The organism is Vibrio sp. D173a (genome assembly GCF_030248475.1).
Window position 1 is genome coordinate 1 of record NZ_JAHGAH010000309.1, and the last position, 751, is coordinate 751.

Annotated in this window: 1 protein-coding gene; it reads left to right on the plus strand. The window is 43.5% G+C overall.

Annotated elements, in window-relative coordinates:
* Window positions 1-330 precede the first annotated feature (330 nt).
* The coding region (locus KIV40_RS24880; RefSeq protein ID WP_285351857.1) for an ATP-binding cassette domain-containing protein at window positions 331-751 on the plus strand (421 nt) is incomplete at its 3' end.

The window sequence follows — 751 nt, forward strand, 5'->3', positions numbered from 1 at the left end:
AGTCATCCAAGAGTGGATGGTAAGAACCCTTTCCCAGCAGTACCTCCTACAGGTGAAAAGATTTGCTGGTTTTTCATTGCCATACGAGTGGAATGTCATTATTGGTGTTGTTTGTGGTAATTATTTCACGGGGGAGACAACACGAATAATGTGGGGGAGAGAAACTCGTATTTGGCTATGGTGGGTAGTGCTCCAGTTCAGGACAATTGGAGCTCTACCCTGTTTTTCTTACCAATCCCAATAACTTACCGATTCCTACTGTTACTGCTCGCTAGATAATTCATATAATGATGAGCGGTGAATAATAAAAATTGATCGAGGACGAGCTTCATGGTGAGTGTCACGTTAAAAAATGTTTGTAAAGCGTATGGCGACGTACTGATTTCTAAGAACGTAGATCTGGAGATCAACGAAGGTGAATTCGTTGTTTTCGTAGGTCCATCAGGTTGTGGTAAATCTACCCTGCTACGTTGTATTGCCGGTCTTGAAGACATTACTTCAGGTGATTTGTATATTGGTGACCAGCGCATGAATGACGTAGAACCATCCAAACGTGGTGTTGGTATGGTGTTCCAGTCTTACGCTCTTTACCCACACCTAAACCTATATGACAACATGTCATTTGGTCTGAAACTAGCAAAAGCTGACAAAGCGGAAATCGATAAGCGTGTTGAACACGCAGCAGAAATTCTCCAGTTGGGCCACCTACTAGAGCGTCAACCAAAAGCCCTTTCTGGTGGTCAACGCCAAC